The sequence below is a fragment of the Pseudomonas sp. SMV7 genome, from assembly GCF_052041995.1.
Lineage (GTDB): Bacteria > Pseudomonadota > Gammaproteobacteria > Pseudomonadales > Pseudomonadaceae > Aquipseudomonas.
Map to the genome: position 1 here is coordinate 432666 of NZ_JBKGGT010000001.1, position 25476 is coordinate 458141.

General features: G+C 64.0%; 25 protein-coding genes, 1 pseudogene and 1 riboswitch. Of the genes and pseudogenes, 13 read left to right on the forward strand and 13 right to left on the reverse strand.

Features of this window, described 5'->3' with window-relative positions; translation table 11 throughout:
* Window positions 1–40: 40 nt before the first annotated feature.
* Entirely contained in the window at window positions 41–919 is an 879-nt protein-coding gene (locus ACLEJP_RS02200; RefSeq protein WP_440804188.1) for a helix-turn-helix domain-containing protein, read from the reverse strand.
* A 172-nt stretch (window positions 920–1091) separates the two neighbouring features.
* Between ACLEJP_RS02200 and pobA the strand changes: the two genes are divergently transcribed.
* The 4 genes from pobA to ACLEJP_RS02220 all read left to right on the forward strand — a co-directional run bounded on the left by pobA (window position 1092) and on the right by ACLEJP_RS02220 (window position 5460).
* Window positions 1092–2279, forward strand: a complete 1188-nt coding sequence (gene pobA, locus ACLEJP_RS02205) for a 4-hydroxybenzoate 3-monooxygenase (RefSeq protein WP_440804190.1) — start codon at window positions 1092–1094, stop codon at window positions 2277–2279.
* Window positions 2280–2386: 107 nt separating this feature from the next.
* Window positions 2387–4177, forward strand: coding sequence for a gamma-glutamyltransferase (gene ggt, locus ACLEJP_RS02210; protein WP_440804192.1), 1791 nt, complete (start codon window positions 2387–2389; stop codon window positions 4175–4177).
* 70 nt (window positions 4178–4247) lie between these two features.
* Window positions 4248–5129: a LysR substrate-binding domain-containing protein gene (locus tag ACLEJP_RS02215; protein WP_440804194.1), complete on the forward strand. Its 882-nt coding sequence runs from the start codon at window positions 4248–4250 to the stop codon at window positions 5127–5129.
* A 202-nt stretch (window positions 5130–5331) separates the two neighbouring features.
* Entirely contained in the window at window positions 5332–5460 is a 129-nt protein-coding gene (locus ACLEJP_RS02220) for a hypothetical protein (RefSeq protein WP_440804197.1), read from the forward strand.
* 113 nt (window positions 5461–5573) lie between these two features.
* Here the strand turns inward: ACLEJP_RS02220 and ACLEJP_RS02225 are convergent, their stop codons facing one another.
* The 4 genes from ACLEJP_RS02225 to ACLEJP_RS02240 form a co-directional block, all read right to left on the reverse strand.
* On the reverse strand, window positions 5574–6173 hold the full coding sequence (locus ACLEJP_RS02225; protein ID WP_440804199.1) for an START domain-containing protein: 600 nt from the start codon (window positions 6171–6173) through the stop codon (window positions 5574–5576).
* A gap of 88 nt (window positions 6174–6261) precedes the next feature.
* Window positions 6262–7098, reverse strand: a complete 837-nt coding sequence (locus tag ACLEJP_RS02230; protein ID WP_170030190.1) for a bifunctional allantoicase/(S)-ureidoglycine aminohydrolase — start codon at window positions 7096–7098, stop codon at window positions 6262–6264.
* Window positions 7099–7234: 136 nt separating this feature from the next.
* Window positions 7235–8596, reverse strand: coding sequence for an LLM class flavin-dependent oxidoreductase (locus tag ACLEJP_RS02235; protein ID WP_440804201.1), 1362 nt, complete (start codon window positions 8594–8596; stop codon window positions 7235–7237).
* A gap of 14 nt (window positions 8597–8610) precedes the next feature.
* A complete protein-coding gene (locus ACLEJP_RS02240; protein ID WP_225777546.1) occupies window positions 8611–9591 on the reverse strand; it encodes an aliphatic sulfonate ABC transporter substrate-binding protein in 981 nt (326 codons plus the stop codon).
* A gap of 248 nt (window positions 9592–9839) precedes the next feature.
* On the opposite strand from ACLEJP_RS02240, the gene ACLEJP_RS02245 reads away from it, so the two are divergent.
* The gene (locus ACLEJP_RS02245; protein WP_440804204.1) at window positions 9840–10511 is read left to right on the forward strand and encodes a TetR/AcrR family transcriptional regulator; all 672 of its coding nucleotides are present in this window, start codon (window positions 9840–9842) and stop codon (window positions 10509–10511) included.
* 30 nt (window positions 10512–10541) lie between these two features.
* Here the strand turns inward: ACLEJP_RS02245 and ACLEJP_RS02250 are convergent, their stop codons facing one another.
* Window positions 10542–11549, reverse strand: a complete 1008-nt coding sequence (locus ACLEJP_RS02250) for a GlxA family transcriptional regulator (protein ID WP_440804438.1) — start codon at window positions 11547–11549, stop codon at window positions 10542–10544.
* Window positions 11550–11710: 161 nt separating this feature from the next.
* Between ACLEJP_RS02250 and ACLEJP_RS02255 the strand changes: the two genes are divergently transcribed.
* Entirely contained in the window at window positions 11711–12181 is a 471-nt protein-coding gene (locus ACLEJP_RS02255) for an FAD/FMN-containing dehydrogenase (RefSeq protein WP_440804207.1), read from the forward strand.
* A 104-nt stretch (window positions 12182–12285) separates the two neighbouring features.
* Window positions 12286–12498, forward strand: a complete 213-nt coding sequence (locus tag ACLEJP_RS02260) for a PLD nuclease N-terminal domain-containing protein (RefSeq protein ID WP_186685698.1) — start codon at window positions 12286–12288, stop codon at window positions 12496–12498.
* Between the two features lie 49 nt (window positions 12499–12547).
* Here the strand turns inward: ACLEJP_RS02260 and ACLEJP_RS02265 are convergent, their stop codons facing one another.
* On the reverse strand, window positions 12548–12868 hold the full coding sequence (locus tag ACLEJP_RS02265) for a hypothetical protein (RefSeq protein ID WP_440804210.1): 321 nt from the start codon (window positions 12866–12868) through the stop codon (window positions 12548–12550).
* Window positions 12869–13059: 191 nt separating this feature from the next.
* On the opposite strand from ACLEJP_RS02265, the gene ACLEJP_RS02270 reads away from it, so the two are divergent.
* Together ACLEJP_RS02270 and ACLEJP_RS02275 are read left to right on the forward strand one after the other, a co-directional pair.
* Window positions 13060–13470 (forward strand): RidA family protein, encoded by a 411-nt coding sequence (locus tag ACLEJP_RS02270; RefSeq protein ID WP_440804212.1) that lies wholly within the window; start codon window positions 13060–13062, stop codon window positions 13468–13470.
* An 89-nt stretch (window positions 13471–13559) separates the two neighbouring features.
* Complete coding sequence (locus tag ACLEJP_RS02275; protein WP_440804214.1) at window positions 13560–14432, forward strand: DMT family transporter; 873 nt, start codon at window positions 13560–13562, stop codon at window positions 14430–14432.
* Between the two features lie 92 nt (window positions 14433–14524).
* Here ACLEJP_RS02275 and ACLEJP_RS02280 read toward each other — a convergent pair whose 3' ends face one another.
* Window positions 14525–14776: a hypothetical protein gene (locus tag ACLEJP_RS02280; protein WP_440804216.1), complete on the reverse strand. Its 252-nt coding sequence runs from the start codon at window positions 14774–14776 to the stop codon at window positions 14525–14527.
* A 129-nt stretch (window positions 14777–14905) separates the two neighbouring features.
* On the opposite strand from ACLEJP_RS02280, the gene ACLEJP_RS02285 reads away from it, so the two are divergent.
* Complete coding sequence (locus ACLEJP_RS02285) at window positions 14906–15565, forward strand: hypothetical protein (protein WP_440804218.1); 660 nt, start codon at window positions 14906–14908, stop codon at window positions 15563–15565.
* An 11-nt stretch (window positions 15566–15576) separates the two neighbouring features.
* Here the strand turns inward: ACLEJP_RS02285 and ACLEJP_RS02290 are convergent, their stop codons facing one another.
* Window positions 15577–15822 (reverse strand): hypothetical protein, encoded by a 246-nt coding sequence (locus tag ACLEJP_RS02290; protein WP_440804220.1) that lies wholly within the window; start codon window positions 15820–15822, stop codon window positions 15577–15579.
* Window positions 15823–16091: 269 nt separating this feature from the next.
* On the opposite strand from ACLEJP_RS02290, the gene ACLEJP_RS02295 reads away from it, so the two are divergent.
* Both ACLEJP_RS02295 and ACLEJP_RS02300 read left to right on the forward strand, forming a co-directional pair.
* A complete protein-coding gene (locus ACLEJP_RS02295; RefSeq protein WP_440804223.1) occupies window positions 16092–17543 on the forward strand; it encodes a DUF3300 domain-containing protein in 1452 nt (483 codons plus the stop codon).
* Window positions 17540–18433, forward strand: a complete 894-nt coding sequence (locus tag ACLEJP_RS02300; protein ID WP_440804225.1) for a DUF2950 domain-containing protein — start codon at window positions 17540–17542, stop codon at window positions 18431–18433. Before ACLEJP_RS02295 ends, ACLEJP_RS02300 begins: the two co-directional genes overlap by 4 nt.
* A gap of 21 nt (window positions 18434–18454) precedes the next feature.
* Here ACLEJP_RS02300 and ACLEJP_RS02305 read toward each other — a convergent pair whose 3' ends face one another.
* The 3 genes and pseudogenes from ACLEJP_RS02305 to ACLEJP_RS02315 all read right to left on the reverse strand — a co-directional run bounded on the left by ACLEJP_RS02305 (window position 18455) and on the right by ACLEJP_RS02315 (window position 23405).
* On the reverse strand, window positions 18455–19222 hold the full coding sequence (locus ACLEJP_RS02305) for a DUF6708 domain-containing protein (protein WP_440804227.1): 768 nt from the start codon (window positions 19220–19222) through the stop codon (window positions 18455–18457).
* A pseudogene (locus tag ACLEJP_RS02310) lies at window positions 19222–22404 on the reverse strand (T6SS effector BTH_I2691 family protein). The gene ACLEJP_RS02305 and the pseudogene ACLEJP_RS02310 overlap by 1 nt, the downstream one beginning before the upstream one ends.
* Before the next feature lie 104 nt (window positions 22405–22508).
* The gene (locus ACLEJP_RS02315) at window positions 22509–23405 is read right to left on the reverse strand and encodes a LysR family transcriptional regulator (RefSeq protein WP_440804229.1); all 897 of its coding nucleotides are present in this window, start codon (window positions 23403–23405) and stop codon (window positions 22509–22511) included.
* Window positions 23406–23498: 93 nt separating this feature from the next.
* Here ACLEJP_RS02315 and ACLEJP_RS02320 point away from each other — a divergent pair, with 93 nt between their 5' ends.
* The gene (locus tag ACLEJP_RS02320; RefSeq protein WP_440804232.1) at window positions 23499–23954 is read left to right on the forward strand and encodes a multidrug/biocide efflux PACE transporter; all 456 of its coding nucleotides are present in this window, start codon (window positions 23499–23501) and stop codon (window positions 23952–23954) included.
* A gap of 80 nt (window positions 23955–24034) precedes the next feature.
* On the opposite strand, the gene ACLEJP_RS02325 is transcribed toward ACLEJP_RS02320, so the two are convergent.
* Window positions 24035–25054, reverse strand: a complete 1020-nt coding sequence (locus ACLEJP_RS02325) for a branched-chain amino acid aminotransferase (RefSeq protein WP_087501753.1) — start codon at window positions 25052–25054, stop codon at window positions 24035–24037.
* 205 nt (window positions 25055–25259) lie between these two features.
* A riboswitch (cobalamin riboswitch) is annotated at window positions 25260–25472 on the forward strand.
* Window positions 25473–25476: the final 4 nt, after the last annotated feature.

Genomic DNA, 25476 nt, shown 5'->3' on the forward strand with positions numbered 1-25476 from the left:
AAGCAGGGGCGCAGATGTGCGTCGTCGCTGCGCGCCTGCCTCAGTCTGGCTGGGCCGACCGCCGATAGCCATTGGGGGTCTGCCCGCTCAGGCGCTTGAACCAGCGGGCAAAGTACGTCGGGTCGGTGAACCCCAGGCTGTCCGACAACTGGCCGATACTCATCCGCGTGTAGACCAGCTTGCGCCGCGCCTCCAGCAGCAACCGCCGGTGTACCACCTGCAACGCGGTTTGCCCGCTCAGCGCACGGCACAGCTGGTTCAGCTGCAGGCTCGGGATATTCAGCCGCGCGGCAAATTCCTCCACCGACAGGTGCTCGCGATAATGCGCCTCGACCAGGCGCAGATATTGCCCGAGCAAGTGGCGGTCACGCTCATCGCGGTTGCGTGGTGCCTGCCCCGACTGCTGGCGGCGGCTGATCCATACCATCAGTGCGGTCACCAGAGCCTCGAGCAGCGCTGCCCGTGCCGGGGCGTTGCCCTGGTACTCCTGCTGCAGGGTGTCGATCAGGTTGCGCAGACGCCCCCGGTCCTGGCCCAACGGGTAGCACGCCGCTTTCGCCAGTACCGCCAGAGGCGCGCCCAGGCGCTGCTCCAGGTTCGCTACCAGCGCCGTACCGAAGGTCAGTACATGCCCCTGGATATCGGCACTGAAGCGAAAGCCGTGCACGGTCAGCGGCGGCACCACCTGGATCGCCGCTTCGCCGATGGTGCTGCGTGACCCCTCGATTTCTACCTCGGCCCGGCCGCGCTGCACGTACAGCAGCTGGAACAGCTCGGCATGCTGGTGTGGCTTGATTTCCCAGTGGTGCAGGCGGCTACGCGCCTCGATCGGCTCGCAGTGCAGCAGGTCGTTACCGGGCCAGGCCTGGTTTCCGCCATACAGGGTGAACACCGGGACGCCGGAGAGGGGAGATTTCATGCGTGAATGCCTGTCCGTTAATCGAACGATTTTTGTAAAAGTGCAGGTTATGCATGGAATAGCACAGCTTTACAGCGGTTATTGCCAGTAAAAATGCAAAGGCAAACCCTAACAGCAGATGCCGCCTCACTGCCAGTCCGGGGCCGGTGTCGTCCGCACAGAGACAACAACAATGAACACTCAGGTTGCAATTATTGGTGCAGGCCCGTCTGGCCTGCTGCTGGGCCAGCTGCTGCACAACGCCGGTATCGAGACGCTGATCGTCGAACGCCAGACCCCGGAGTATGTACTGGGTCGGATCCGCGCCGGGGTGCTGGAACAAGGTACCGTCGACCTGTTGCGCGAAGCCGGCGTGGCTGCGCGCATGGACCGCGAAGGGCTGGTTCATGAAGGGGTCGAGCTGCTGGTCGGCGGGCGTCGCCAGCGCCTGGACCTCAAGGCCCTGACCGGCGGCAAGACGGTGACGGTGTACGGCCAGACCGAAGTGACACGTGACCTGATGCAGGCGCGTCAAGCCAGTGGCGCGCCGACCATCTATTCGGCGAATAATGTCCAGCCGCACGAACTCAAGGGCGAGCGGCCCTACCTGACGTACGAGAAGGACGGCCAGCTCCACCGCGTGGATTGCGACTACATTGCCGGCTGTGACGGCTTCCACGGTGTCTCGCGGCAGAGCATCCCCGACGGTGTGCTCAAGCAGTACGAGCGGGTCTACCCGTTTGGCTGGCTGGGCCTGCTGGCCGATACCCCGCCGGTCAATCACGAGCTGATCTACGCGCACCATGCGCGCGGCTTCGTGCTGTGCAGCCAGCGATCGCTCACACGCAGCCGCTACTACCTGCAAGTCCCGCTGGAAGATCAGCTGGAAGCGTGGCCCGATGAACGCTTCTGGAATGAACTCAAGGCACGCCTGCCCGAAGACGTCGCGGCGCGCCTGGTGACTGGCCCGGCCCTGGAAAAGAGCATCGCGCCGCTGCGCAGCCTGGTGGTCGAGCCGATGCAGTACGGTCATCTGTTCCTGGTCGGCGACGCTGCGCACATTGTCCCGCCCACCGGGGCCAAGGGCCTGAACCTGGCGGCCTCGGACGTCAACTATCTGTACCGCATCCTGCTCAAGGTGTACCGCGAAGGGCGCACCGAGCTGCTGCAGCAATATTCGCCGCTGGCCCTGCGCCGGGTGTGGAAGGGCGAACGCTTCAGCTGGTTCATGACCCAGCTGCTGCATGATTTCGGCAGCCACAAGGACGCCTGGGACCAGAAGATGCAGGAGGCCGACCGTGAGTACTTCCTGTCTTCGCCGGCGGGGTTGGTGAACATTGCCGAAAACTATGTGGGCCTGCCGTTCGAAGAGGTGGCCTGAAGCCCGCGCCTGCCTGCCTGCATGCCGGAAAAGCCGCCAGGGCTTGCAGTGAAGTTTGCGTTTGACCGACAGTGCCGTGCTGAACAGCTGATGGCAGGAAGCAAACGATGACATTCTTCACCCACCTGGCGGGCACCCTGTGCCTGCTGGCTTCCAGTGCTTGGGCAGGTGCCGACGCGCTGCTGCCCGCACCACCGGAACTGGCCTCCGGCTATCGCTCTGGCTTGCAGCTGGTGCACGCCAGCCGGCACATGGTCGCTGCCGCCAACCCGCTGGCCAGCGAGGCGGGACGGGCGATGCTGCGGGCCGGTGGCAGCGCCATCGACGCGGCCATCGCCATGCAGATGGTACTGACCCTGGTCGAGCCACAATCCAGTGGTATTGGCGGCGGGGCGTTCATCCTGTACTGGGACGGCCAGCGCGTGCAGGCTTACGATGGCCGCGAGACAGCCCCGGCAGAAGTGTCGGAAAATCTGTTCCTGCAGGCCGACGGCTCACCGATGCCGTTCCGGGCCGCGCAGATCGGCGGGCGCTCGGTGGGGGTGCCCGGGGTCTTGCGGGCATTGCAACTGGCCCATGCGCAACACGGCAGGTTGCCCTGGCGTGAGCTGTTCACCCCGGCGATTGCCTTGGCGCGCAACGGTTTCCCGGTGTCCGAACGCCTTCACGCCTTGCTGGCGAGTGACCCGTTCATTGCCCGTTCACCGGCCATGGCCCGCTACTTCCTGGATGCCCACGGCAAACCGCTGGCGGTCGGCACCACCTTGCGCAACCCCGAGCTGGCGCAAACCTTCGAGCAGATTGCCGCGCATGGCGCCGAGGCGTTCTACACCGGCGCAATCGCCGAAGCCATCGTGGCCAAGGTGCGCAGCCATGCCAACGCCGGCTACCTGACGCTGCAGGACTTGCAGCAGTACCAGGCCAAGGAGCGCGAGCCGGTATGCGGCCCCTACAAGGCCTGGCGCGTCTGCGGCATGCCGCCGCCTTCGTCGGGTGGGGTGGCGGTGCTGCAGACCCTGGGCATTCTCGAAGCGCTGCAGCGGGCTGCACCGGCACGCGACCTTGCCGCCATGCGGCCGCTGCCTGCTGCATCGGCTGCCGAACTCGAAGCCCCACCGCTGGCCGTGCACCTGGTTGCCGAAGCCGAGCGCCTGGCGTATGCCGACCGCGCCCAATACCTGGCCGACAGCGATTATGTGGCGGTTCCGGTCAAGGCCTTGACTGACCCCACCTACCTGGCCACCCGCGCCGGGCAGATCGGCGACTACAGCATGCAGCGCGCGCGCCCCGGGCAGCCGCAGGGGGCCGACCTGGCCCTGGCCCCCGACCGCTCGCCACTGCGGGTTTCCACCTCGCACCTCAGCGCGGTCGATGACCGCGGCCAGGCCCTGGCCATGACCACTTCGGTGGAAGCAGCGTTCGGTGCGCACCTGATGGTCAAGGGCTTCCTGCTCAACAACCACCTGACCGACTTCTCGTTCATCCCGCAGGAGCAGGGCAAGCCCGTGGCCAACCGGGTGCAGCCGGGCAAGCGGCCGCTGTCGTCCATGGCACCGACCCTGGTGTTCGCGCAAGCCTCCGGCGAACTGGTGGCCAGCCTGGGCTCGCCCGGTGGCTCGCAGATCATCGGTTACGTCAACAAGGCGCTGATCGGCCTGCTGGACTGGCAGCTTGATCCGCAGCAGGCCGCCGGCCTGCCCAACTTCGGCAGCCGCAATGCCGACACCGAAGTGGAGGCGGGGCTGGCCAGCCCGGCGCTGATCCGCCAGCTGGCAGCCTGGGGGCATGTGGTAACACCCCTGACCATGACCAGTGGCATGCAGATCATCCAGCGCAGCGGCGACGGCTGGTTGGGCGGTGCCGACCCCCGCCGCGAAGGCGTGGCGCTCGGCGACTGAGCCTGTGCGTTGCGGTGCAGGGGGTGGCGTGATAGAAAACAGCCTTGCCATTTGAAAGTTGAATACCAGGATGTCTACTGGCGTGAAATCGAATAGGGCCCTGTTCGACCTCGACCTGCTGCGCGCCATTGTGGTGGTGGCGGATTGCGGCAGTTTCACCACGGCTGCCGCCCGCCTGCACTCGACCCAATCGACCATCAGCCAGAAGGTGCGGCGCCTCGAGGACATGGTCGGGCATCGCCTGCTGGTGCGCGGCAACCGGGATGTGTTGCCGACCGACGCTGGGCAGACCCTGCTTGGCTATGCCCGGCACATGCTGGCCCTGAACGACCAGATGCTCGAAGCCCTGGCCGGGGCGATGGTGGGCGTGACCGTGCGCCTGGGGGTGCCCGAGGATTTCGTTGGCGGGCGGACGACCAATGCCTTGTCAGCGTTCAGCCGGCGGCACCCGCAGGTGAAGCTGGAAGTCACCAGCGGCCTGTGCCGCGACCTCAGCCAGGCCTACGATAATGGCGAGCTCGACCTGGTGCTGCTCAAGCAGCGGCGCAACAGCCGCGAAGGAGTGGCGTGCTGGCCGGAGCGCCTGCAATGGATCGACAGCGCGCGCACGCCGGCATTCGAACTGGACCCGATCCCGCTGGTTACCTTTCCGCCGCGTGGGCTGTACCGCGACGACATGATCAACGCCATCGAGGGCATGGGCCGGCGCTGGCGCATCAGCTTCACCAGCTCCAGCCTCAGTGGCATCCAGGCCGCAGTGGCCGATGGCATGGGCATCAGCCTGCTGCCACCGCGGGCCGCTACCGGCGAGCACCGGGTGCTAGGGACAGGCCAGGGCCTGCCGGAGGTCGACAGCTACGAAATCGTCATCGTCCACCGGCCGACGGCGGATGTCATGGTCAAGGCGCTGACCGAGGTGATGACGCAATTGTTGGCGGGCGGCGGGATCTGAGAACTGCAACTGCGGTAGCAGGGGTTCGGCGGCATGTCGAGTGCGGTGTCTTTCCCCTGCAACGATGGCTGCTGCCTCGATCGTTCCCACAAGGCAGGAGCGGGGTTCTGAATGATTCACGGGGAATGTGGCTAAGGCCATCCAGGCTGGGGGGAGCATAGGATCTGCTGCGCAACCCCTTTGATCTCATTCCGGAGACCCTATGAAAAAAATCGCATTCATAACCCTGCTGGCCGCCGCAGGCCTGGTTCAAGTAGCGCATGGCAACGAGCATGAAGATGCCGATACTGCCGTCAGTGAAAACGACTGCATCGTCTACCCAACAACCTGAAGCCCGTCGCCGGGCTGTGCGGAGCATTGGCGTGCCAAGCACACCCTGCCCTGAAGGTACCTACCTGACTGAAACCGGTCATTGCAATTCGGCCCACGAGTTCGAGTGAAGCCTCAAGGTTGACGCTCGGCTACTGCCCTCAGGGTCCTGAGGGTCACCACCGGCGCATCGACCACGAACCGATTGGCCAGCCAACCCGGCACATCCCCTGCCGGGTCGGCTTGCAGTTGGTAGATCACCTCGGTTTCCTGCTGGCCGAGTGGCCTCATGATCCATTCCCCCGACAAATGCTGCACGCGGATCAGCCCGGGCTCTTCGGGCAAGCGGCCCGGCTCGGCGTTCAGGTGCCGCACCAGGGTGCCGTCGTCGAGCCGCTCGGTGGTTACCTTCAGCACGATGTCCCGTGGCATCGTCGGCCACGGCAGGTTGGTGGTCAGGTACACCCAGGTATCGGCGCCGTTCACCTCCAGCAGGCGCATCTGCTCGCAGGCGTACAGCCATTTGCAGGCCACCCGCAGGTTCTCCTGCAGGTCGGTGAGCGTGCGCACGCTGGCTTTCATGGTGCTGACCCCACGAAATTGCTGGTACGGCGAGCCGCTGACACCACTCAGGTACACGCGAATGCCTTCGCGGTCGTAGGCCAGGTCCCAGTCATCGGCGGCCAGGGCGGAGGAGCCGAGCAGCAGGACGGCGAGCAGCAGGCAGCGGTTCATGGCGGGCACCGCGCGGGGATGGAGGTTTCAGTATGCGCGGCAAACAGAAAGCCCGCCAGATTGGCGGGCTTGCGGGGGCAGCCTGGGCTTAGCGCTTGGGGTTCAGCGTCAGGTGTACGTGGCGGTTGACGTCCTTGTACAACAGGTAGCTGAACTTGCCTGGGCCGCCGGCATAGCAGGCTTGCGGGCAGAAGGCACGCAGCCACATGAAGTCGCCGGCTTCCACTTCGACCCAGTCCTGGTTCAGGCGGTACACCGCCTTGCCTTCAAGCACGTACAGGCCGTGTTCCATCACGTGGGTTTCGGCGAACGGGATCACGCCGCCCGGCTGGAAGGTGACGATGTTCACGTGCATGTCGTGGCGCATGTCGGCCATGTCGACGAAGCGGGTGGTGACCCAGCGGCCTTCGGTGCCCGGCATTTCGATGACGGTGGCGTTGTCACGGTGGGTGACGAAGGATTCCGGAACGTCCAGGCCCTCGACCTTCTGGTAGTGCTTGCGCAGCCAGTGGAAGGTGACGTTGGCCTTGCTGTTGTTGCGCAGGCTCCACTCGGCGCCGGGTGCCAGGAAGGCGTAGCCACCCGGTACCAGGGTGTGGTGCTTGCCTTCGACGGTGATGTCCAGTTCGCCTTCGACGATGAACACCACTGCTTCGGCGTTCGGGTCCAGCTCGGGGCGCTCGCTGCCGCCTTCCGGGGCGACTTCGACGATGTATTGCGAGAAGGTCTCGGCAAAACCGGTCAGCGGGCGGGCAATGACCCACATGCGCATCTTGTCCCAGAACGGCAGGTGGCTGGTGACGATGTCACGCATCACGCCCTTGGGAATGACGGCATAGGCTTCGGTGAACATGGCACGGTCAGTCAGCAGCTCGGTCTGAGCCGGGTGCCCACCGTGGGGGGCGAAGTAGGAATGATTCGACATGGACGATCTCGACTTGTTGTTCTCTCCCCATGCCGTGAACCGCACCGGCCGGTGCGGCGCAGGGGATGTGGCGACAGAATAGGGGCGAGGGCGTGCCATCCACAAATTAAATGTTGGAATACCCGGTATTTGCCAGCTAAATGCTGACCTGGCGGCCAGCGTGCGCTTGCGGCAAACGGTCACCCTGGCCGAACAGCTTGTGCCGCAAGCTGCCTTCGGCATAGCTCAGCGGGTAGCGGCCACGCCGTTGCAGCTCGGGTACCAGCAGCTCGACCACCTGGGCGAGGTCGTCCGGTTGCACGGCGTAGGTCAGGTTGAAACCATCGATGCCGGTCTCTTCCAACCAGCTTTCCAACTGGTCGGCGACTTCGCTGGCCGCGCCGACCAGCACCGGGCCGCGGCCACCCAGGCCGACGAATTCGGCGGCCTCGCGCACGCTCCAGCGGCGGTTCGGGTCGGCCGCGGTGAAGGCGGCCAGGGCGGCACGGCCGGCATCGTTCTCGACATATTCGATCGGCGCATCGGGATCGAGGCCGGCAAAGTCAATGCCGGTCCAGCCTGACAGCAGCGCCAGGGCGGCGTCCAGGTCCACGTAACGGCGGTACTCGGCGAAGCGTGCTTCGGCTTGCTCCCGGGTGGGGGCGACAATCAGCAGGGCCTGGGCGTAGATCAGCACGCTATCACGGCCGCGCCCGGCGGCCTCGCTGGCCTGGCGAATGCCGTCGGCGTAGCGGCGCAGCACCGTGGGCGTCGGCCCGCTGATGAACACGCATTCGGCATGGCGCGCCGCGAACTGCTGGCCGCGCGGCGAAGCGCCAGCCTGGAACAGCACCGGCGTACGCTGGGGTGACGGCTGGCACAGGTGCATGCCGGGCACCTGGAAATGTTCGCCGGCATGCTTGATAGGGTGCACCCGGGATGGCTCGATATACCGCCCGCTGTCACGCTCCAGCAGCACCGCGTCTTCGTCCCAGCTTTTTTCCCACAGCTTGTACAGCACCTGCAGGTATTCCTCGGCCAGGTCGTAGCGCTGGTCGTGGCCCAGCTGCTGCGCCAGGCCCAGGTTCCTCGCGGCGCTGTCGAGGTAGCCGGTGACGATGTTCCAGCCGACCCGGCCATTGCTCAGGTGGTCGAGCGTGGACATGCGCCGGGCGAACGGGTAGGGGTGTTCGTAGGTGAGCGAGAAGGTGACGCCAAAGCCCAGGTGTTCGGTAACCCCGGCCATGGCCGGGACCAGCAGCAGCGGGTCATTGACCGGCACCTGCACACCACCGCGCAGGGCCGCCTCGGGGCTGCCCTGGTAGACGTCGTAGATGCCCAGCACATCGGCGATGAACAGGGCGTCGAACAGGCCGCGTTCGAGCAGGCGGGCCAGGTCGGTCCAGTAATCCAGGCGATTGAAGTTCACACTGGTATTACGCGGGTGGCGCCACAGGCCGGGCGACTGGTGGCTGGCGGCGTTCATGCTGAAGGCATTGAAGCGGATCGGGCGGGGCATGCTGTGGGCTCCGTTCAAGGCAACACGGAAGCCGGGTAGACCGCGTCGGCGACCTGCAGCTTGTGCGGAATCAGGCCCAGGCCCTGGAAGGTGTCGGCCAGCTTCTGCTGCTCGGCGACGATCTGCGGGGTGATCGCCACGGCGTTGTAGTTGCGCCGCTCACTGGCCACTTGCAGGACGCTGGCGTTGATCCCCAGTTGCGGCGACAGCAGCGCGGCGACTTCGGCAGGCTTGGCGTTGGCCCACTGGCTGACCTTGCCCAGTTCGGCAAAGAAGGTTTTCAGCAGGTCGCGGTGCTGATCGGCGAAGCTGGCGGTGGACAGGTAGAAGGTGCGGTTGTTCGACAGGCCGCTGCCGTCGCGCAGGTTCTTCAGGCCGGGCTGGCTTTCGGCTGCAGCCAGGAACGGGTCCCACAGGGTCACGGCCTGGACGCTGCCTGACTGCAGGGCGGCCACGGCATCGGCGGCGTTGTTGACGTAGGCCGGTGTGATGTCACGGTAGCTGAGGCCAGCCTGCTCCAGGGCAACGGCCAGCAGATACTGGGCATTCCAGCCGCGGCCCGTGGCAACGCGCTTGCCTTTGAGGTCCGCGACGCTGGCCAGTTGGTCCTGCTCGCGCACTACCAGGCCGATGCCACGCGGGTAGGGTTGCTCGGCAGCCAGGTACACCACCGGCTTGCCTGCGGCCTGGGCGAACACCGAAGGTGCATCGGCAGCGTGGCCGAGGTCGATGGCACCGGTGCTCAGGGCTTCGAGCAACTGCGGGCCGGCGGCGAATTCATGCCAGCTGACGGTCACGCCTTGTGGTGCCAGGGCCTTTTCCAGCGCACCGCTGCCCTTGAGGATATTGATACTGTTGAACTTCTGGTAGCCGATGCGCAGGGTCCTGGTGTCGTCGGCCAGGGCTTGCGACCAAGGCAGCAGGGCGCTGGCGACACTGGCCAGCAGACCGCCGAGCAGCAGGCGGCGCAGGGGAGAAAAAGCACGGGCGGGCATGGGCATGGCTCCTTGAGACGGTAGGGAAACGGTGCGCCCAGACTAAGGAGCTGGCGTTAGGCTTTCAATTTTTATATTCCATTTCGTTAGAATGTTTAGTCATTTACATATCGTTTTGTTTTATGTGAAAGCTGCCCGGCGCGTCAGTTTCCAGGATAGCGCCTGGCCGCCGTACCCACAGCGCGCTTCCCTGCTTGGCCCTGCTCACGGATAATCCGGGCAATCCAATAAACAGCCTGTGAGTGGGTATGAGTGATTCCGTAGTCAGCCTCGGCCAGCCTGAAATCGAAGGGGCGCGCAAGACGCGCAAGAACAACCCCGAGAAAACGCGTGAGGACATCCTTCAGGCCGCCATCCACGAGTTCGTCCAGCAAGGGCTGGCCGGCGCCCGTGTTGACGCCATCGCCGAGCGCACCGCCACCTCCAAGCGCATGATCTACTACTACTTCGGCAGCAAGGAGCAGCTGTACTGCGAGTGCCTGGTCAAGTTGTACGGGGATATCCGCAAGACCGAGCAGAGCCTGGACCTGGAGTCGCTGCCGGCCGAGCAGGCGATCCGCCGGCTGGTGGAGTTCACCTTCGACCACCACGACCGCAACGTCGACTTCGTGCGGATCATCTGTACCGAGAACATTCACTATGGCGAGTACGTGAAGCAGTCGCCGGCGATCCGCGAAATGAGCAGCCTGGTGCTCGAGGCGCTGGGCAATACCTTGCGCCGTGGTGTCGAGGAAGGGGTGTTCCGCGCCGGCATCGAGGTCCTCGACCTGCACATGCTGATGAGTTCGTTCTGCTTCTACCGGGTGTCGAACCGCCATACCTTTGGTGAGATCTTCCAGATCGACCTTTCCGCCGAAGAGGTCAAGCAGCGCCACAAAGCCATGATCTGTGATGCCGTGCTGCGCTATATCCGCGCCTGAGCGGCATTTTCCCGTGGCTTGGGCGGCCCGTCATTCGCCCAGCCGCTGTTCACGCGACGGCGGGTAGCCGAAGTACGCCGCATAGCATTTGCTGAAGTGCGACACCGAGACGAAACCGCAGGCCACTGCCACCTCCATCACCGACAGGTCGGAGTACTGCAGCAGGCGGCGGCTCTTGGTGATGCGCAACTCCATGTAGTACCGCCGCGGCGAGGTGCCCAGCTGGGCCTGGAACAGGCGGTCGATCTGCCGCCGCGAGCGCCCGCTGTAGGCGGCCAGCTGGTCGAGGCTGAGGGTTTCCTCGAGGTTGTTCTCCATCAGCTCGACGATGGTGCGCAGGTGCAGGCTCATGGATTTCTTCGCCCCCGGGCCAACCTGGCGGTAACGGGCGCCGGAGAACGACAGGATCTCTTCGACGCCTTCGGCCAGGCCATCGCCATACAGCCGGCGCACCAGGCCCAGCATCAGCTCCATGGCGCCATTGGGGCTGGCGGCACTGAGGCGGTCGCGATCGAGGGTGAAGCTGGCCGGGGTGATGCGCGTTTGCGGGCTGCGTTCACTCAGGCTGGCGCGCTGCTCGGGGTGGATGCTGCAGCCGTAGTCGTCCAGCACCCCGGCGCGGCCAAGGAACCAGGCACCATTCCACAGGCCACCCAGGGCCATGCCATGGCTGGCGCAGTCGCCCAGCAGGCGGTCAAGTTCCGGGTACTTCAGCGGGGTGCGCAAGCCGCCGCAGATGACCAGCAGGTCCAGTTCTTTCAGCGCCTCGGCAGACACCTCGGTGGCCACCAGTTCCAGCCCCAGGTCGCTGAGCACACGGTCGCCATCCAGCGACAGCGGGGTGAAGCGGAAGCTGTCGGCGCGCAGCAGGTTGGCCGTGACCAGTACGTCCATGGCCACGGTGAAGCTGGCCATGGAAAAGTGTTCGAGCAATACGAAATCGACCCGATAGGGGGCCTGGGCATGGGCGCTGGTGGACTTCAGGCGCAGCATGTTGCTGGTACTGGTCTTCTTGCTGAACTGGCGTGGCGTGGGCACTCTGGACTCCGCTACCGGGCTGGCCGGGAGAGTGTGGCGGGTGGCCGCGGGAAAGACAATCTTGCAGGTGGTGCTGGCATGTTCGAGGTCGTGTTCAGGCAAGCTGTCTGGCCTGGCTGGTTATCGTTATGCTGATGTCCCCGCTACTGAGGATGCCGTCGATGAAATACGCCGCTGCCCTGTTGCTCTGCCTGGTGCCACTGCTGGCCAATGCCCTGCAGCCTGGCGAAAAGCTCGCGCCGTGGACGTTGCTCGACCAGTACGACCAGGCCTACAGCCTTGATGCCGGCACGCATATCCTGCTGGTAGCCCGCGACATGGACGGTGCCAAGCTGGTCAAGGCGGCGTTGGCCGACCAGCCCAAGGGTTACCTGGAAGCGCGCGATGCGGTATTCGTCGCCGACATCCAGCGCATGCCGGCGCTGATCAGCAAGCTGTTCGCCATCCCGGCCATGCGTGACTACCACTACCGGGTGCTGCTCGACCGTGATGGACGGGTAGCCAGCCGCTATCCCGGGCAGGATGGCCAGGTGCAGTGGCTGCAACTGGAACAGGGCAGGCTGGTCAGCCAGCAGGCGTTCGCCGATGCAGCGGCGTTGAAGGCGGCGCTGGAGACCGCAGCACGGCACTGAAACCTGCCTGGGGCGGCCTGGTGGCCGGTAAGCACAGGCAAATCAATCTGAACCCTTGGCGTCCTCCGAAACCCAAAGCAGTACATGCCATTGGGAGGATGCTCATGGAAATCGGAACGATCTGGTTCATCGTCGCCATGCTGGTGATCGTGCTGGAAATCTGGGCCATCTGGCACATCATCGGCAGTGACCGGCGCGCCGAGCGCAAGATGCTGTGGGTAGTGTTCGTGGTCTACGCGCCATTCCCCGGCCTGCTGTTCTGGGCCTGGCGCGGGCCGCGGGCGGTCAAGGGCAGGGCGGTGCTGGAGGAGAAATGACCCCAGGCGGCAACCAGGCGCGGGGGCGCCTGGTTGCCCTGCCCTGTGGTCAGGGCACGATGCTCAAGCGGATGGCTGAGCCAAGGCCATCGACCATCAGGCTGCCGTAGAATTTCACACGTGACAGCAGCCGAAGGCTCTTGAGTTCTTCGCGGATACGCTCGCGAATCTGCCGCTCGGCTTCGTCCAGACGATCGCTGGTGGTGCTGTGGTAGAGGTGAACCACGCCGAGCAGGGTTGTCTCGATGTGCTCCACGGTGTCCCAGCCAAGGTTTGCGCGCAGGTGCTGGCGGGCCGTGGCAGCATCAGCCTCGTCGTCGGGGTGATGCGGCTTGATGGTGTAGGCAAGTTGAAAGTTGTGTCTGGTCATGGATATGTCCTTGGTGCATGCAGGCCTCCGTGCCGGGATCTGCAATCTAGCGCCTGCTCGCCATTGTGCAAACAGACGCGTGGTTCACCAAGACACGCGCTCTGTGCGAAACATCCTACACGGGAGCGCTTGACCTGAAGCTGACTTGAGGTCCGATACTGCGCAGCTCTTTCCTTAATCGAGGGCTTACCGTGACCCGTTCAGGCGCATTCCAGCTGAGCAACCCCGAAGCTTTGTACGACCCCAGTGGCAATGCCTACTCGCATGTTGCCGAGGTGCGGGCAGGCAGCCGCCTGCTGTTCATCGCCGGCCAGGGCGGGGAGGACCGCGAGGGACGGCTGTCACCCCTGTTCGCCGAACAGGCGCGGCAGGCACTGGCCAACCTGGAACTGGCCCTGGCCTCGAAGGGCGCCGGCCTGGCTCAGGTGTGCAAGCTCACCCTGCTGATCGTCGCCCACAGCGAAACGCGCCTGCGGGAGTGGGTAGCCGAGGCTGACAGGGCTTGGGGCGGGCACATGAAACCGACCTGCACGCTGATACCGGTACCTCGGTTGGCGTTGGACGGCATGCTGGTGGAGATCGATGCGGTGGCCGCGCTGTAGCGCCAGGGAAGCGCGTTGTTGTATACCGGTGCCGGGCCTGTCAGCCTCGCACCGATAACAACAACAGCGCTTTCAGAGGTGACCACACCATGAGCACCGGCACCACCACGCTCGACCACCGCAAGGCCCGACCCTGGCTGTGGGCCGCGCTCTTCAGCCTGGTGGCCTTCGCCGCCAACTCGGTATTCTGCCGGCTGGCACTGAAGGACGGGGCCGTCGATCCGGTTTCGTTCACCGTGTTACGCCTGGCCAGTGGCGCTGCGTTTCTGCTGTTGCTGATCCGCTTGCGCAGACCGGCGCTGGCCATCGGTGGCAGCTGGCGGGGTGGGCTGGCACTGTTCCTGTACGCGTTCCTGTTTTCCGCAGCCTACCTGCAGCTGGGCGCCGGGGCAGGGGCCTTGCTGCTGTTCGGCGCGGTGCAGATCACCATGTTCGGGTTCGCCTGGTATCGGGGCGAGCACATCACTGCGCGTATGCTCTCGGGCATGCTCGTCGCTTTTGCCGGGCTGTTGCTGCTGCTGTTGCCCGGGGCCTCGGCGCCGCCCCTCGGCAGTGCCTTGTTGATGGCCCTGTCGGGTGTCGCCTGGGGTATTTACTCGCTGCTGGGCAAGGGCTCGCCGAGGCCGCTGGCCGACACGGCGGGCAATTTCGCCCGGAGCCTGCCGTGCCTGGTATTACTGGCGCCGATGCTGCTGCTCGGCACTGACGTGCACGTGACGGCGGTGGGCTTGGTGTATGCCCTGGGCTCTGGCGTGCTGGCTTCCGGGGCCGGTTATGCCGTGTGGTACGGCGTGCTCAGGCAGGTCAGTGCGCAGCAGGCGGCGACCCTGCAACTGAGCGTGCCGGTGATCGCGGCGCTCGGTGGGGTTGTGCTGGTCGGTGAACCGCTGTCGTTGCGCTTGCTGGCGGCCAGCGCTGTGGTGCTCGGCGGAATCGCACTGGCGCTGGCACCACGGCGCTGAAAGAAACGGCCTGCGGCCTGGAGCCGGGGCGTGCTGTCGCGATAGCTGCTGATGCCTATACTGGTTCAACCTGCCTCGTAGTGCTGGCCATTTCAGCCTTGGTTCGAACGCCCGGTGACGCTGGCTTCGGTAACCACCGGCAGGTTGTCGGCACGCTGGATGGCCCGCCGTTGCTGCTCGTAGTCGTCCAGCGACAGGCCGCGGCGTTGCAGCGCCTCGAGTTGCAACTGACGGGTTTCCTCCGCGCTGTATGGGCGCAGTTCCGGGTGGCTGGCACAGCCGCCGGCAAGGGCAACGGCAACAACGGCAAGGGTGGCGCAGAGCAGGCGGGCCAGGGTGTTCATCGGGTAGCTCCAGGAACCGGTGTGGTGAGGTCAGGTCGATGGAGCCAGGGTATTCGGCCAGGCCGCTGGACAGAAATTGCCGTTCTCGATAGTGACTATCGATGGTTCCAGCGGAACCGGGAGGGCGTGATGGGGCAAGACGAGCAACCGCGCAAGTGGGGTGTGCTGGAGCCGATCGACCGGATTACCGAAGTGATCTTCGGGCTGTTGATGGCCATGACCTTCATCGGCTCGCTGAGCGTCGCCACGGCGGGACGCGAAGATGCCCGGCTGATGCTGATTGCCGCGTTCGGCTGCAACCTGGCCTGGGGCCTGGCCGATGCGGTCATCTACCTGCTGCGCACCTGGACCGAGCGCACCCGCAGCCGTACGCTGCTGGCCCGCATGCAGGCCGGCGAGGGCAGCCAGGGGCGCAGGCTGATTGCTGCTGCGTTGCCGGCGCGCATCAGCCTGGCGCTGGATGAAGACGGCCTGGAAGTGTTGCGCGAACGCATGCTGCGGGATGCCGCCCGCCCCATACCGGCACGTCTGGGCGTGGATGATTTCAAGGCTGCCCTGGCCACGTTCCTGCTGGTGGTGCTGGCAACATTCCCGGTGGTGATACCGTTCCTGCTGATTGACACCACCGCCACGGCCATCCGCGTATCGCACCTGGTGGCCCTGGCCATGCTGTACCTGGCGGGCTGGCTGCTGGCCCGCTACTCCGGTGGTCGGACCCAGTTGACCGGCGTCGTCCTGGCGGCTGTCGGGGCGTCATTGATCCTGGCCATCATTGCCTTGGGCGGTTAAGCACTGCCCTTTCAATACTTGATGTCTCGGGCGCGTTCGCGGCCTTGTTGCTTGGTATGGCGTTTGTCCTGGCGGCATCCAGCGTTGCTTTGCTGGTCGGCGTAACGGCAGTCCTGTTTGGTCTGGCGTGCGTCCTGACGGGTTTCCTGGCGCACGTCGCGGGCCTCGCGGCGCCGCTCGGCACGCTCGGTAGCCGCCCAGGCCGAGGAGCATAACGCGGCCAGCGCGATGACGGCGATGAGGCGGGGTATGTTCATCGGGGTGGCTCCTGTCTGAACGTTATTCGTCATGGCTGTACCCGCTCTTCAGCAGGCAGGGCGCTACGCGAACACGCCTTGCATGAAGCTGGCGCGCAGCGAAGGGCCGGTACAGGACAATTACAGTTGGCAACCAGGCCGTTGGATAGATTCAAAAGCAGCAACCATCCTCACCCTTAGAGTGCAAAAAGTTTGCGCTCCATCAGGTGGCCAAAAGCAGTGTCATTGCTACCCTTAAGCCACGCGGTCTGACCTGTTGGGGAGAAGCGATGCGCATGCCATTGTCTGCGGTCTTGTCGGCGGTCCTGTATCTGAGCGCCATGCCCGGCCTGGTGCTGGCGGAAGACGTACCCGCCCCCGACCCGGCACCCCAGGCCGACACGGTCACGGCCAAGGACCCGGTGTTCACCCAGGAGCAACTGGACCAGATGCTCGCGCCTGTCGCCTTGTACCCGGATGCCTTGCTGGCCCAGGTACTGATGGCAGCCACCTACCCGGGGCAGGTCAGCGAAGCGGTGACCTGGTCCAAGGCCAACCCCAAGGCTTCAGGTGACGATGCGGTCAGAAAAGTGGCGAACCAGCCTTGGGACCCGAGCGTACAGGCCTTGGTCGCCTTTCCCCAGGTGCTGGCCACGCTGGGCCAGGACCCGGTCTGGGTGCAGCGCCTGGGCGACGCCTTCCTCGCCCAGCCCGACGATGTCATGGGCGGCGTGCAGCGCTTGCGTCACCAGGCCCAGGCCGCTGGCAACCTGCAGAGCAACCAGTACCAGAATGTGACCGTCCAGGCGGCGCCGGCACCGGCGCCGGCCTCCAGCAGCACCCAGGTGGTCGCGGCCAGCAGTCCGCCCACCACCATCATCATCGAACCGGCCGACCCGCAAGTGGTGTACGTGCCCAGCTACAACCCGACCACCACCTACGGCACCTGGGCCTACCCGGCCTCGCCACCGCCGTATTATCCGCCACCGCCGATGTACTACCCCGGTTCCGCGCTGGTTGCCGGCCTGGCCTTCGGTACCGGCGTGGCGATCGTCGCCTCGCTGTGGGGCGACTGCGACTGGGGCAACAATGACATCGACATCGACGTCAACCGCTACAACAACATCAATGCCAACAACCGCATCAGCAACAACCAGAACAAATGGCAGCACAACGCCGCCAACCGCGACGGTGTGCCTTACCGCGACGCCCGCAGTCGCCAGCAGTATGGTCGCCAGCTTGACGGTGCCAGCCAGCGTACCGCCTTCCGTGGCGACGACGCCCAGCGCGCCCGGGCCCGCGACCAGGCGCGCGCCTCCATGGACCGGGCCGGCATCGAACGGCCGGCCACCAGCAATCGCCAGGCCCGCCAGCAGATGCGCGAGGCGCAAGCAGGCAATACGCCTGGCAACCGCATGCAACCCCGGAACGACACCAGGGCAGCCGAGCGTCGTCAGGACACCCGCAGCACCCAGGCCCGCCAGCAGAACAACCAGGTTAACCGCAGGCAGGGTGAAGGCCAGGCGCGACAGGTAGCGCAGAACCGGCCTGGCAGCAGCGCCGGTCGGGCCCGCAACAATGCCTTTGATGGCGTGCGTGCGCCGTCGCGCACCAATCTGCAGGCCAGCCGTGGTCGTACCAGCCAGTCGCTTGCCCAGCGACCGGGCGCCTCGCGTGCCGCCGGGCACACGATTTCCCGGCCCAGTGCGCCTGTACGCCGCGGAGGAGGAGGCCGTCGATGAACCGTCAACCGATAGCGGCACTGGTAATCGCGGCCGGCATCCTCTGGTCAACCCTGGTTGCGGCGCAGGAAGCCTTCCCGACACCGGAAAAGGCCGTGGACGCCTTCGTTGCGGCGCTGGGCGAAGCGAAACCCGATGAAGCTCGCCTGGCCCAGCTGCTGGGCGATGACTGGCGTAACTACATACCGCGCGGTGGTGTGCAACGCAGTGACGTGGACACCTTCCTGGAGCAGTATCGCGCGCAGCACAGCATCGACAGGACAGAGGATGGCAAGGCCGTCCTCGCGGTGGGCAGCGCGCACTGGACCCTGCCTATCCCGCTCACGCAAGGCAGCCAGGGCTGGCGCTTCGACCTCAAGGCCGGCAGTGGCGAAATCCGCGCGCGGCGCATTGGCCGCAACGAACTGGGGGCCATGCAGTCGCTACTGGCCTACCACGACGCGCAGATGGACTACGCCACCCAGGACCATAACGGTGACGGCGCCCTGGAGTACGCGCAGAAGATTTTCAGCGAGCCCGGCAAGCATGACGGGCTGTACTGGGAGGATGACGGTGACGGGCAGGTCAGCCCGCTGGGCCCGCTGTTTGGCCAGGACGTGGTCGGCGACGCCTGGTATGGCTACCACTTCCGCATCCTCGACGGCCAGGGCCCGTCCGCCCCCGGCGGCGCCTACAGCTACCTGATCGGCAAGCACATGAGCCGCGGCTTCGCCATGGTCGCCTGGCCGGCGAAGTACGACGACAGCGGGGTGATGAGCTTCATGATCAGCCATGACGGCGAGGTGTTCGAGAAAGACCTCGGGCCGAACGGTGACCACCTGGCCAGGCAGATGAAGCGCTTCGACCCGGATGACAGCTGGAAGGTGGTGGAGGTGCCGGCGGAGGATTGAGTGATCGAGTCACAGGGTGGTTCACGGCGCGGTTCGCGATTCAAGGTCCATTTCGGCTGGCCAGTTCACCTTGGGGGCTAAACGCAGGGCGAATTCACACCAGAGCACGTCGTTGTGGTCTTTGGGTTCGCCGGGGGGCGGCAGGGCTGAGGGGCCTTCTTGCATGTAGGTGCAGATGTAGGCCCAAGTATGCTGGTCTGCCATGATGCCCAAAGGGAAACGGTCGATGACGTTGTTCGTGCCTGGTGCGACGATTGATAACATGACCCCCCACTTGATAATGAGCCCACCGTTCGGCAGGGCGCCATTTTGTGACCAGCGTTCTGCGCGAACTTGGGACCAGTCGTAAGACACTGTCTCGACTTTCCAGGTCGCGAATGGGTTCCACCAGCAGTATTTAAAATTATATGCATACATCTTTCCGCGTGGGCGATTGAAGCGAATGGGCTCGTCTCGAGGAGGGGATAAACTTACTCGGAGGCCAATGATAAACATCCATATTCCACATGCGGAAGCTAGTATGCTTAGGAATGTATTTTCAAAATCTCGGTATTCTAAGCTTGATGGTATAAGGCTGAGTGGGAATAAGCTTATTGCGACAGTGGGAAATGCTAGAAAAGCCATTATTTCCCTTGCCCAACCTAACGTTCTGGGTAGCTCGAGGTAGACCAGATCTTGGTGGTTTGGGTTTTGACTGCCCAAGCTGGTTTCAATCGTAGGAGGAATGTCAGGGTAGGGGAGATCTTCTATCCAGCCTTTGCAGGGTGGATTAAGGAGTGGGCGAGACATTAGAATAGACTCCTCAGCGAGGATAGATTATTTTCTTTTGCTGTAATCTTTGCGTAAAGCGACTGGTCGTTTTTGTTGGGCCAGTAGGTGAGTGTTAATTCAATCGATTTTGCATTATGATTTTCAAGTAAAGGGATTGAGTTGCTAATATGGAGGGTGTTGTGGGTGGTTTTCAGTTGTAAGTAGTCGTTGATGACTTTAGGATTGGCAAAGGTGTTTGTTGTTTCTTCGGGGGTGTATTCAATTATTTTGGGGCGTGAACTGTTGCTATAAAGATGAAATGGCTGCCGGGCAACGCCTGCCGGGTATACAGTCAGTTGCCATTTGAAATGTGCATCTTCTGGATTGAAATTAGGCAAGCTGATATGCAAGTCAAGTACGAAGCCTGCCGCGACAGCAGAGCTATCGCCGATTAAAGTACCAGTTTGCTCTTGTATATGAGCGTTTTGAGATATTTGAAATCTGGTTTCGATAGAAGTTTTGGCCGTAATCCCCAGAGCTGCCGCATGCAGTGCGCCAATCGAGGTGTCGAGGTCTCTTGAGTCTACCCATCGTCGATGGGTTTCTGGTATTCCCCATCTACTATGTCGAGACCAAAGTTCTAACAATGAGGACTCTTGACTTTTGGCATCCATCGCCAGCGCATAGGCGGCTAGGCCAAAGATAATTGCAACGCCCAAGGGGCCGAGTAGCGAGCTTGCGAATAGTGCGGAGTAAATCCCGGAAAAGGCGGAGACAGCGGCAAACGCTGCCGCCTGTGCGTACTTGTAACCGGAAGAACTGTCCCCTTGGCGATCAGCCCGAACGTGCGCATTCAAATACTGCGCTGCATCCATGACACCCGCGAGCGCGGTAATAGCACCGCCATACCTGGCCAGGTTCTTTCCCAGTGTTGCCTCAGTTACCATCCCAGGCCACGGTATCTTCGGGCGTACTACCGCAACAACACCCCCTGCCACTTCAACCCCAACCCCCAACAACCCAAGCGACGAAGACCAGATCGCCGCCAGCGCTTCCGGGTTGTTCTGATGCGTCTCCTGCAACGCCCGATAGTTCCTGCCCAGGCTGTCCTGGTGAAACCACAGGCTGCCCAGGGCAAACAGCAAGCCGACGCTGCCGCCACTGGCGGCGGCATCGCGCAGGCTGCGCATGGCATCGCTGGCCACGCTTTGCGCGGCCAGCGAGCTGATCTTCAACCCCTCCGTGACCTGGGTACGCAGCGTACCCGCACCTATCGCGATATTCCGTACCAGCGCCCCGACACCACCGGCTGCTCCTTCCCGCAGCTGTACCAGCCGCGCCTGCAAGCTCTCGGCGCTTTCGAACGTCCACAGCACCACCTCGATCATCTGGTTGCGATTGCCCGGTGCGGCGATATTGATCGCCCCGCTCAGCACCATGGCCCGCACCTTGCGCCCCAGGGGATCGCGGAACTGCTGGTCGACCTGCTGCAGGAACGCCTCGGTCCGTGCCTGCACGGCCTCGTCGAGCAGGCTCATGTACTCGCCCAGGGTCAGCGAGAGCCGGAACGGGGTCACCTGCTGCCCGGCGAACAGTGCCAACGCCGAGCGGTGCACGTGGCCGATCAGCGTCCTGGCCCGTTCACTGAGGTGCTGGCTGAGTGCGTTCCCCGCACTGTTGGTCGCGCCCAGCAACTGGCCGACGGCATCCTGGATCGGCTTGATCATCAACAGCTGGCCGTCGTCAGTCCCGGCGATGCCCTTGATGATGTCGTGCACCTTGCCGAAGTCGTCCCCGGACAGCGCAGCGACCACCTGCTGCATCAGGCCCTGGTGCTTGGCCAGCAGCGCCTGGTACAGCAGGCTCTGCTCATCTTCCAGCAGTTGCTGCCAGACATGCTGGGTCAGCCCGAGCGGCTGACCTTGCGCGGGCAGGGCTTCAGTAGGGCCACCGGCCAGGCAGGCCGCCATCATCTGGATGAAATACTCGACCGACACAGGGTCTGCCGCGTCATAGTCGAAGTAACCGATTTGTTGGAACGCGCGCGCGGCATAGTGCCGTGCATACAGCTTGCCGACCTGGTCGATCATTGCCTGCCAGTTCTACAGCTCGCGATCGTAATCGGCCTGGAACGCGGCGCGGGCGCTTTCGTCGTAACGCTCCTCCAGGCGCTCGCGGGCTTCCTGCTGTTTGCGCGCGATGTTGCGTTCGCTCCTTGCCTCGATGTCCACCGACGGCAGAGGCGCCTTGCCGGCCAGCGCGCTGTGGTTCCATTGCTCGACCTCTCGCGCCTCGCGCTGTGCATCTTCGGTACCCTGCGCGGCGGCGGTGGCGGCGTGCAGCTCGCGGATGCCCAGCAGCGCCTGCGAGGTGAAGTACTCGAAGTGCCGCTGCGGCTGCGCGCGCCACGCCTGCATGGACTGGACCCAGCCCGTGCGCTGCGCATTCAGCTCCATCACCATGCCGACCGGGTCGGGCACTGTCAGCGCCAGGATGCCGTTGGGCAGTTGCTCGCGCTGGATGGCGTTGCGCACCTGGACGCGGGTTTCATGCCAGCGCCCCAGGCGGCTGTAGAAGCCATGCACGCTGGCATACCTGGCGGAGGAGAACGTCGAGAACTCCAGCACCTTCTCCAGGCCGAAGCGGAAGCTGTCGGTCATGGCGATGCCGAGGCTGGCAGGGTCGTTGCGCGCGGTGTCCAGGTCCACCTCGACAAAGCGGGCGAGGGTGCCCGGGTCGCCGCTGGCGATGCCTTGCCGGTAGCGGTCGAGGACCGCCCGCGGCCAGGGGGCGTTGGCGAAGGCGATCCAGGCTTTGCGGTAGCGCAGGGTATCGATGTTGATGAACGAGGCGATGACGTCATGGCCCTCGGTGGCGCACCACTTGGGCAATGGCCTGGGTGGCGCCAGGGGCATCTGCGACACCGGGAAACGCTGCAGGGTCCCGGCTGCCGCAACCTCGTAGGCTTGCCAGATTTCCTGGTCGAGCAGCACGTAGACGTAACCCTGGCGCAGCAGGCGCAACTGGTCGGTGTGCATCGGGTGGAAAGTGATCTCGCTGTCGTCCGCCAGGCGATAGGGGCGGTCGGTATCCGGGCGCGGGGCGTAGGCTTCGCGCAGCAGCAGGATCGGCAGGCCGAGCCGTCCGCAGGCCTTGCAGTGGCCATAGGTGTTGGGAATCTCTTCCTGCATGGCGATGTGGATGGCTTTGCTGATGCTCATGAGGAGTTCCTTTTCCAGTGATTGACGCAACGGTCAGAACACTAGCGAGGAACGACTTCGCGGGGGAGCAACGGGCTTCCTAAAACGTTGTAGGACCTTTCGGTTTAGTGTCCGGTGCGGGCTGGCTGCGTGCCGGCGAGATCAGCCTGCTGCCCCAGCATCTGCCGCACCAGCCACTGCCCCGCAGGCCCCAGCGCCTGGCGGCCTGACCAGACCACATCCATGGCGACACGCCGTGGGTAACCGGCTACCTGCAGCTCCATCAAGCCTTCGCCAAACCGCGCCACCAGCGCCCTGGGTAGTTCTGCCCAGCCAAACCCGCGCACGGCGAACTCCAGCAGGGTGAGGTAGTCCGGCGCCGACCAGGCCTGGCCGCGGCCCTGGTGCGGGCTGGGGGCATAGGTCTTGATGTACAGCTGCCGTGTGCTTTCGAGATGCCGCATCTGCAACGCGGCCCGGTTCGCCAGCGGGTGGTCGCTGGCCACGTACACGCCGAACTCCGCCTGTTCCGGCAAGCGGGCCACGGCCACGTCGGCGGGGTATCCAGGTTGCGCGGCCAGAATGCCGACCTGCGCCAGGCCTTGCTGGATCAGCTCGATCACATCGGCATCTTCTGACGGCCCGCAGCGCAGCTCGGTATGCGGATATCGCTCGGCAAAGCGGGCCATCAACGCGCCCTGGAAGGTGACGCTGTAACTGTCCGACATCACCACGGACACCAGCGCCTCGACATTTTCCGCCAGCCGTACCGCCAAGGCATCCAGCTGGGCACTGGCATCGAGAATCGCCTCGACGTGGCTCAACACTTGCCGGCCCGCCTGGTTCAAGGTGGGATGGCGACCGCTGCGGTCGAACAATGGGCAGCCGATATCGGCCTCGAAATTGGCGATGGCGATGCTGATGGTGGACTGGCTTTTACGCAGCTTGCGCGCTGCCGCGGAGAACGAACCCAGCGATGCGGCTTCGACAAAGGCGAGTAGAGCTTCGGGTGAGTAGCGCATGGTATTGATAAAACCGATGGTAGCTATGTCGCGAGTATCAGTTTTAACAAAGAAAATGGGAAGCACGACTCAAGCAATATGATGGGCTTTGCCATGAAAAACGTTTCCTTCATTGAACGCCTGGTTCATGCCGTTGGTTACGAAGTGTTCGCCGTGCTGCTGTGTGCGCCGCTGTTGTCCTGGATCATGGGCAAGTCGCTGGCAACGACCGGGCTGCTGGCGGTGATGCTGTCGCTGGTCGCGATGCTGTGGAACATGGTCTACAACGCGCTGGTCGATCGCCATGTACGGCTTGAGCGAATCCACTGGACGGCCCGCGCACGGTTTGCGCACGGCCTGGGTTTCGAGGCGGGGCTGGTGGTCTGGTGCCTGCCGCTGGCGGCGTGGATGCTGGATATTTCCCTGGTGCAGGCGTTCATGGTGGAGCTGGGCTTCTTCGTGATCATCCTGCCTTACACCGTGCTGTACAACTGGGTGTTCGACAAGGCGCGGCACCTGTTTCTGCAGCGCCGTGCTGAACAAGTCAGCAGCCCGACACGAGCCCTGTAGCAGCGCGCACGTTCCATGGATGCAAGTAAAAACGGGGCATGCCATCGCTGGCATGCCCCGTTTCATTCCACCAAGGCGCCTCAGGCGACTTTGACGATCCAGCCTGCCGGTGCTTCGATATCACCGCTCTGGATACCGGTCAGCTCGTTGTAGAGCTTCTGGGTAACCGGGCCGACCTTTTCCAGGTCATGGAACACGTGCAGCTTGCCGTTGTACTCGATGCCGCCGATCGGGGTAATCACCGCAGCAGTACCGCAGGCGCCCGCTTCGACGAAACGGTCCAGCTTGTTGATTTCGACATCGCCTTCGATCACGGTCAGGCCCAGGCGCGATTGCGCCAGTTCCATCAGCGACAGGCGGGTGATGCCCGGCAACACCGAGGCCGATTTCGGGGTGACGAACTCGTTGTTGGCGGTGATGCCGAAGAAGTTGGCCGAACCGACTTCCTCGATCTTGGTGTGGGTCAGCGGGTCGAGGTAGATCGCGTCGGCAAAGTTGGCCTTCTTCGCTTCAGCGCCCGGCTGCAGGCTGGCGGCGTAGTTGCCACCGACCTTGGCCGCGCCAGTGCCTTGCGGGGCCGCGCGGTCAAAGCTGGAAATCTGGAAGTTGTGCGGCTTCATGCCACCCTTGAAGTACGAGCCAACCGGGATGGCGAAGATCGAGAAGATGAACTCGGGGGCGGTGCGCACGCCAATGTTGTCACCGGTGCCGATCACGAACGGGCGCAGGTAGAGGGCGCCTTTGCCGTGTGGCGGGACGAACTTCTCGTTGGCCTTGACCACTTGCTTGCACGCCTCGATGAACACATCGGTCGGCACCTGCGGCATCAGCAGGCGGGCGCAGCTGCGTTGCATGCGCGCGGCGTTCTGGTCCGGGCGGAACAGGTTGATCGAACCGTCCTTGCAGCGGTAGGCCTTGAGGCCTTCGAAGCATTGCTGGCCGTAGTGCAGGGCCGTGGAGCCTTCACTGATGTGCAGCACGTTGTCTTCAGTCAGGGTGCCTTTGTCCCACTCGCCATTGCGCCATACGGACAGGTAGCGTTTGTCGGTCTTGATGTAGTCGAAACCCAGCTTGTCCCAGTTAATGCTTTCGTTGCTCATGACACCCTCATTGTCTTGCAAGTGCCCAATCGATCGGGCTGCTGTTATATGCGCACCACGCCACCATAATACATCCGCGGCAGATCGGGAACGGCCAGTCACGAAACTCCCTGCTGGCGAAGGTCATTCAGCGCCTGGGGGACCGAGCGCTGAACATATCGAGGCAAGCCCCGGCGGCAATGGTTGACCACCCGACAAGCACTGCGTAGCCTTGCCACTTCGAGGTTCTTCGGCCTGGCCGAAGCTAAGACGGGAACGCGGTACAAGCCGCGGCTGCCCCCGCAACTGTAAGCACCGACAACGGATCGACACAGCCACTGCGCCAGCGCGCGGGAAGGCGTCGTCCTGCCAGCCTGCCGCAGCGGCGTGCAACTGGAGTGGTGCGAGCCAGGAGACCTGCCTCGTCACGTTTTCGACTTTCA